The organism is Flammeovirga sp. SubArs3 (genome assembly GCF_947387565.1).
Lineage (GTDB): Bacteria > Bacteroidota > Bacteroidia > Cytophagales > Flammeovirgaceae > Flammeovirga > Flammeovirga agarivorans.
Genome location: NZ_CANDOA010000022.1, coordinates 1 through 6,380, shown reverse-complemented (window position 1 = coordinate 6,380; position 6,380 = coordinate 1). Strand labels below are relative to the sequence as shown.

General features: G+C 29.5%; 9 protein-coding genes. All 9 read right to left on the bottom strand.

Features of this window, described 5'->3' with window-relative positions; translation table 11 throughout:
• Positions 1-150: 150 nt before the first annotated feature.
• Positions 151-789 carry a hypothetical protein gene (locus QL232_RS27125; protein ID WP_281616485.1) on the bottom strand — a complete coding sequence of 213 codons (639 nt, stop codon included), beginning with the start codon at positions 787-789 and terminating at the stop codon, positions 151-153.
• A gap of 95 nt (positions 790-884) precedes the next feature.
• The gene (locus tag QL232_RS27120) at positions 885-1,619 is read right to left on the bottom strand and encodes a hypothetical protein (RefSeq protein WP_281616484.1); all 735 of its coding nucleotides are present in this window, start codon (positions 1,617-1,619) and stop codon (positions 885-887) included.
• A gap of 61 nt (positions 1,620-1,680) precedes the next feature.
• Positions 1,681-2,640 (bottom strand): hypothetical protein, encoded by a 960-nt coding sequence (locus tag QL232_RS27115; RefSeq protein ID WP_281616483.1) that lies wholly within the window; start codon positions 2,638-2,640, stop codon positions 1,681-1,683.
• A 107-nt stretch (positions 2,641-2,747) separates the two neighbouring features.
• Positions 2,748-3,284: a hypothetical protein gene (locus QL232_RS27110; protein WP_281616482.1), complete on the bottom strand. Its 537-nt coding sequence runs from the start codon at positions 3,282-3,284 to the stop codon at positions 2,748-2,750.
• Between the two features lie 115 nt (positions 3,285-3,399).
• Entirely contained in the window at positions 3,400-3,921 is a 522-nt protein-coding gene (locus QL232_RS27105) for a hypothetical protein (RefSeq protein ID WP_281616481.1), read from the bottom strand.
• Positions 3,922-4,031: 110 nt separating this feature from the next.
• Complete coding sequence (locus QL232_RS27100) at positions 4,032-4,433, bottom strand: hypothetical protein (protein ID WP_168885761.1); 402 nt, start codon at positions 4,431-4,433, stop codon at positions 4,032-4,034.
• 105 nt (positions 4,434-4,538) lie between these two features.
• On the bottom strand, positions 4,539-5,000 hold the full coding sequence (locus QL232_RS27095; RefSeq protein ID WP_281616480.1) for a hypothetical protein: 462 nt from the start codon (positions 4,998-5,000) through the stop codon (positions 4,539-4,541).
• A 117-nt stretch (positions 5,001-5,117) separates the two neighbouring features.
• Positions 5,118-5,654: a hypothetical protein gene (locus QL232_RS27090; RefSeq protein WP_281616479.1), complete on the bottom strand. Its 537-nt coding sequence runs from the start codon at positions 5,652-5,654 to the stop codon at positions 5,118-5,120.
• Positions 5,655-5,740: 86 nt separating this feature from the next.
• Positions 5,741-6,277: a hypothetical protein gene (locus tag QL232_RS27085; RefSeq protein WP_281616478.1), complete on the bottom strand. Its 537-nt coding sequence runs from the start codon at positions 6,275-6,277 to the stop codon at positions 5,741-5,743.
• Positions 6,278-6,380: the final 103 nt, after the last annotated feature.

Sequence of the window (6,380 nt, the reverse complement as noted above, 5' to 3'; positions counted from 1 at the left end):
ATGAAGATAAAATAAAAGAAAACAGAATAATTAGTTTAGATTTCATCTTTAAGTTGTGTTTAATTTTGCCTAACGTATATGCTAAACTACGTGTGAGGGTGAGTCACCCGACACATGGAGTTTTAGCTGGTGTTGTGCAACGTTTTCTAATCAATAACAATGTATGAAATACTGCCTTTCTTCAAAATGTTTCAATACAACTCCTGTAACAGCGTCAATATGCAGAATCTCTTCGTCTGAAAAGTACTCTTCTTCATAAAGAGTATTCCATACAATCCAGTAGTAACTTTTCATCTTTGAATCGAAATTCAATCTCTTTGTTAATGGACTAGATATCTTCTTAAGGTTCTGATTTTTAATGATTTGATCTAATTGATCTTCAGTAAGCCAATTTGAAGGTTTATTCTCCAGAAGGAATTTAGGAATCTGGTCTATGTAAAGGTCATGTATAAGTTCTAAATCAGAATTCAATTCAACATAAACAATTTTCCTTACATATGGATATGAAAAATCAGGATGATTTAAAACGAAATTTATATTCTTCCCATCAACAAATGTTCCTCTTGTCTTTTTCCCTTTGCTGATCTCTCTCCATTTAGACTTCCCTTTTTTGTTTTTATAGTGATAATAAGAATGAGGGGCCAAGGTAAAATATTTAAATAGTTCAACACCAACAGCTTCCTTCAAATAAAATTCAGCTTTTGAAATTACTTCACTAGTCAAATAACTCTGAGAATATGAGAAGTTATTTATCAACAAGAATATCAATATTGGTATAATCTTTTTCATGTGATAATAATGTTGCACAACGAAATTGCTAAACTGCGAGCGAGGGCGCGTCGCCCGAGACTTGCTGTTTTAGCTATTGTTACCCACTGGTTTTATTATTTTAAAAATTCTGTTTCTCCACTTAACTCGTCTATTTTCCATTTTATTGGTTGTTCGAGTTCATATTCTTCAATTTGATATAATTCAATTTCATTTATTTTAGAAAATCTCATATTTACTTTAAGCCTCGTATTTGGAAAATAGTGATGATTTGCAACAAAGGTTGCTTTGTTTTTCACTAAATCCCTCAATTCATTCACTGACAAATCTATTTCAAATTGTCTTGTGTCCAAAGGTGTTCGTTTAAATACAGCTTTATATTTGGTGTTCTCAATATCATAAAATTCAGAAAATACCGCTCTGTCATAAGTTTTGTATGAATATGAAAAAATTCCTAGGATAGGTATTATCAAAGCAATTGCCTTAATAAAAAAACCGACTTTTTTCCGATTCTTAAATTCTTTATTAGTTCCGAAAATTACAATTAGTATACTTGCCAATGTAGGTAAACCAATAATTCCCCATAAAGCAATTTTTTCAGGTTTAAAAGTCAAAAACCAACCTAAAGTTTCTGCTAATTGGAGAAGCCATAGGATTGAAATTAAAATCAATATTTTGTTTCCAATTTGTTTTGTTACTAGATAAAAAATGAGTCCTATAATAGTCGTAATCCATAATGGCAAATAAAGCATATCCTTCGAATGAATTGACCAAGCTATTGAAGTCATAGAAAGTGAAAACCCGACTACAATTAGAACTAAAGCTGATATTATGATTATTGTCTTGTTCATACTTGTGGGTAACGTATATGCTAAACTACGTGTGAGGGTGCTTCACCCGATACATGGAGTTTTAGCTGCTGTTGTGGGTTGTATATTTTTTTAATTTTTGATATAAAGTTGATTTCTTACGATCTTTTATTACCAGTTTTGCAAAACTATAAAAATTCTCTTTTGATTCCTCCTTTAAGCATTTCTCATAAACTTGATTTTCGGTTGATAGATATACTAAATCAATAGTATTTTTTTCGTTCATAAAGTTAATATCTATACCTCCAGCGAAATATGATTTCTTGATATTTAAATGCTTAATTGGTTCTAGAATGTTTGATATTATATATGGCTTTTCATATGTTCTTATTATTGTTTCATAAATAATTTCTTCATTTTCTGAAGGAATAAAAAACGAATACAAATAAGATGATTTGAGTAATAAATCTAGTTCTTTATATTCTCCTAGTCCATATAAACTTTTTATTCGTTCATTTAAGTGTCGTTCTAATGGTTTCACATCTGATTCGAAATCTTCAGGATAACTGTTACATGAATCTAAAAACGTTAAAGCTTGATTATACTTCTGTTCTTCTAATGATATTCTTGCTAGGTTTAAAAAGGAGTTATGTTTTAGAGTTCTGTCTGTAATGATTACATTAAAAAATAAAGGTTTAATATTCGATTCTAAAAATACTCTTTCAGTGTATGACAAATAAAATATTTCACTTGCATGGATCACTCTATTATTGTATTCTTTTGATTTCAAATGATCTTTTTGAAGATATAAACTTCCTAGTCTATTTAAAATAAAGAGCTTATATGTACTTCCAGAAAAGTCTTTTAAAAGTTGCTCATATATAGATATTAACCTTTTTTCTAAGACTATTTTTTGATTGACTGTTAACTCTAATTCTGTGTCAGAAAATAACTCTTCTTCGATTGCTTGAGCATAATATATACCAACAGTGTCTGATTCAAATGTTTGACCATATACTGGTAAGCCAATTATTAATAATAAAAGTATTAGTTGAAGATACATTTAGTTTAATTGTAATGCTTGATGATATAACCCACAACGTAATGGCTAAACTACGACCAGCGGGCGTGTCGACCGGTGGATGGAGATTAGCTAATGTTGTGGGTATTTTACCGTTTTGCTTGTTTTGATTTTGGAATATTTATAACCCCACATCCATCAATGAACCATTCATTATTATATTTCTTTATTTTCATTGTAATATAAAATCCTTCCCAATGAATACCTTCTACTGTTAAGTAATTTGTAGTTGGGTCAAAATTTGACAGTTTAAAACCATCATCAGGGTAATCTTGAGCATCAAATATTGGATCAAAATCAAGTCCTATTTCAGGGGCATTTTTTTCAGCCTCTAAAATTAGTTCTTCAAGCTCTTCCTTAAATGTTTGACTGACTTTTGGATAGTTATTTATCCAACTCATGATTTCATCCCTCTCTTTGCTATTACAGTTTTCAACATAATCATTAATGAATTTAACTGCAATATCAGAAGGAGTATTTATGATTTCTAAATTAGAAGAAAATATCCTATTCGTAACTTCAATTGAAACTCTATAATTGATATTCTCCGAAATGTCCTCTTCATATTTTACATGACTAAAACTTAGAATTGAGAAACTAAGTAATAATAAAAGAATATATCTCATAATCTCTTTCGTTTGCTACTGATTTAGAATAATTACCCACAACGTGATTGCTAAACTACGTGTGAGGGTGCGTCACCCGATACATGGAGTTTTAGCTGGTGTTGGCAACTGTTTTTTATTTATATTTACTAGAATTAAAGTAAGGAAAACCACAATATCCATATTCAATTACTTTGTAATCAATCCAAACTTCATGTGTTGAATCAGTCCAAGAATATGGAAGTGTGACAACCATACCTATTCCTTTTTTTTTAAACTCTGAGTAGAATAAAGAATCTAAGTTTTGTCTATTCTCTGTTGGTTCTAGGACTTTGATTGATAAACCCTTATCTGAAAATGAATAAGAACTATATTCAAAATTTGAGAAAGAAAAAGGTTGCAACTCAAATGTTTCAGGTATCTGTATTTCATCTTCTCGCCATATTTTTTCAGTTTTTTGAACTAATATTGGATATGTATAAATCCATTTAATCGATTCATAACTTGAATTACTCTCGAATAAGCTATCTACAAAGGCTAAATATCTAGTTTCATCCTCAATACCTACTTGTCTTGTTTTCTTGAATCTGTCATTTGAACATGAAAGAAGAATTACAAAAACAGATAGAAAAATATATATAGTGTTTGTTTTCCACATAATGGTTGCCAACGTAATGGCTAAACTACGTGTGAGGGTGCGTCACCCGAAACATGGAGTTTTAGCTAATGTTATATTTTTGTAAGTTTAAACAAACAGTGAAGTGATAACTATTCCTTCTTGGGTCTCATCTCTCTTCCTGATGGGTCCATTGAAAGTAAATTAGAATGAAGGTCCCATAAACCTTCTTTCGGTGTTTCAGACTCTTCATCTATTGTAAACAAAGCCCAATCAAGATGATCATTTTCTGATTCAAAACCTTCAAATGAAGCTATTGGATCTTCTAAATGGTATAATATAGAAAAAGCTGTTTCGTAGCCTATTATTTTAAATAATCTAGCAATACTCTTTGCTTCTACACCCTTGTCAAGCATACCTTTAATTATTGATCCAAAATCACCTAATGGTGAATCATCAAATTCTTCTTTCGAAAGATTTTCTATCCAATCAGTATTCTCTTCATCAGGAATAATTTTCCAGATACCTCTTAAAAAAATCTCTTGTTCTGTCATTTTCTATTTTTGTTTATTATTAGTCTATAAAATATAACGTGATGACTAAACTACGTGAGCGGTTGCGTCAACCGTGATTGGAGTTTAGTTGATGTTAGCAACATGTTAATTATTAATACAATAATAGTTTTTAAAACTACCATCTGCTTCATATTTGGTTACTAAATATATACTTGCTGGCAGAACTTTTATTTCACCTTCTTTACAGAGATGTTCTTCATGGTAAGTTTTATTTAGGCTTATGTATTCTTCCATTGTTATTTTTCGTTTTCTTATTTTTGTTATTCTCTTTTTTATTATTTCACATTCGATTATTTGTTCTTTATTTATCCAAGTAATAAAATGACTACCTCTTCCGTGATCTGAATATTTTTCAACTAAGAATGTTGATCCTTTTTCTAAATTAAAATTGGTCTTTCTTATTAGTTTATTAGCATACAATTCAAATTGATCATATATAGTTAATTCTGAAACTTCTTTAAATGACTCTATTCTACCTTCTATTATTTGGTTAATAGGATCACTCATATATAGATTAAAAAGAGATATAAAAAATAATACTTTCATTAAAATAATTAATTCAAAAATTAAGATATCTACAAGATATTGTTGCTAACGAAATTGCTAAACTGCGAGCGAGGTCGCGTCGACCGAAACTTGCTGTTTTAGCTGATGTTAGGTACATTATAGTAATGTATTGGATTCTATATTTTTTAATTCTAAACTTGATAATATTGTCCTATTTCTATTTAAACTTTCATCTTCTAAATCTATTACTTCTGTTAGAATCAAATTATAATAGCTTTTGTTATAGTTAAATAAAAACGTTGTTTGAATCATTGTAGAAAATATACCTTCTTTTTGAGCTATAAATTTTTTGCATGGAATTTTATTTAAATAAACATCTTCTAACTTTTTAGAAATTAGAAGTTTATTATTTGTTTTTTGAAATTCAAATAAAGAATTTACATATTCATCAAATGAATTGGTTCCATAGTAACTGGATTCTACCGAGTCTATTTTCTGTAAAAGAATATTCGAACCATCTCCATCAAAAAGAGAATTATTAGTTATTCCAAAAATGGTATGATCGTTCTCAACTCTATTCCAATTTGATGGATAATGTAATGATATTCCTATATGTTCAAAATTCAATGTTTTATCTTCTTTTTTACAGCCTACTAATTGGAAGAAAATTAATAGTAGAATAATGTATTTCATAAGTGATAATAAATTTCTTGGATAATGATTATTGTACCTAACGTTTAATGTAAAATGCGTTTTAATGCATTTTTACATAGTGTTAACTACTGTTTTTCAATTTTTTTATTCAATTCCTCCACTAAATAATTTGCTTCTGCATCATCAACGGCCAAGCCAAAAGAATATGTTTTGAATCCATAGTCAAATTTTATTTTACCTGGTCCCAAACCCCAGAATGTCCATCTGTTTCCACCAAACATGCTTTCATTAATTTTCTCAAATCGGAAGTTTTTGATTTCATTTTTTATTAATTTCTTCTTTATGCCAATCCCGAATATTGTTTTATTAAAATTTAATTCTTGCCTATCAAACTCAAGTTTTTCTTCACCGAAATAACCCCATAGAAGCATTGACACAACAGTTATTCCTCCAATAGTCCAACCAATCAACCAAAAAGTCATAAATCCATTAAATCCTCCTTCCGTATTAAATCCGAAACTTGAGATTGCGCTTGTAAATCCGAAATACCAACCACCCATCCAAGCTGTTCCAAATATTAAAGCAAACCAATTTTTTTTTGATGGGATACTCACTTTATAGTTCCCCATGGTGTTTTCGATTTTTGCTTTTCCGTTGTTCATTTATTTTGTTCAGTTTTATTGTAGTTAACGTAATGGCTAAAAATTGTTGCCATCCCAAAGGGTGGTTATGATTTTTTAGCTCTTGTTATGGTTTTCTTTTTAT

Excerpts from the sequence above, each read along its gene's own strand:
- QL232_RS27125 (WP_281616485.1), bottom strand. The coding sequence starts at position 789 with ATGAAAAAGATTATACCAATATTGATATTCTTGTTGATAAATAACTTC.
- QL232_RS27120 (WP_281616484.1), bottom strand. The coding sequence starts at position 1,619 with ATGAACAAGACAATAATCATAATATCAGCTTTAGTTCTAATTGTAGTC.
- QL232_RS27110 (WP_281616482.1), bottom strand. The coding sequence starts at position 3,284 with ATGAGATATATTCTTTTATTATTACTTAGTTTCTCAATTCTAAGTTTT.
- QL232_RS27090 (WP_281616479.1), bottom strand. The coding sequence starts at position 5,654 with ATGAAATACATTATTCTACTATTAATTTTCTTCCAATTAGTAGGCTGT.
- QL232_RS27085 (WP_281616478.1), bottom strand. The coding sequence starts at position 6,277 with ATGAACAACGGAAAAGCAAAAATCGAAAACACCATGGGGAACTATAAA.
- QL232_RS27105 (WP_281616481.1), bottom strand. The coding sequence starts at position 3,921 with ATGTGGAAAACAAACACTATATATATTTTTCTATCTGTTTTTGTAATT.
- QL232_RS27100 (WP_168885761.1), bottom strand. The coding sequence starts at position 4,433 with ATGACAGAACAAGAGATTTTTTTAAGAGGTATCTGGAAAATTATTCCT.
- QL232_RS27115 (WP_281616483.1), bottom strand. The coding sequence starts at position 2,640 with ATGTATCTTCAACTAATACTTTTATTATTAATAATTGGCTTACCAGTA.
- QL232_RS27095 (WP_281616480.1), bottom strand. The coding sequence starts at position 5,000 with ATGAAAGTATTATTTTTTATATCTCTTTTTAATCTATATATGAGTGAT.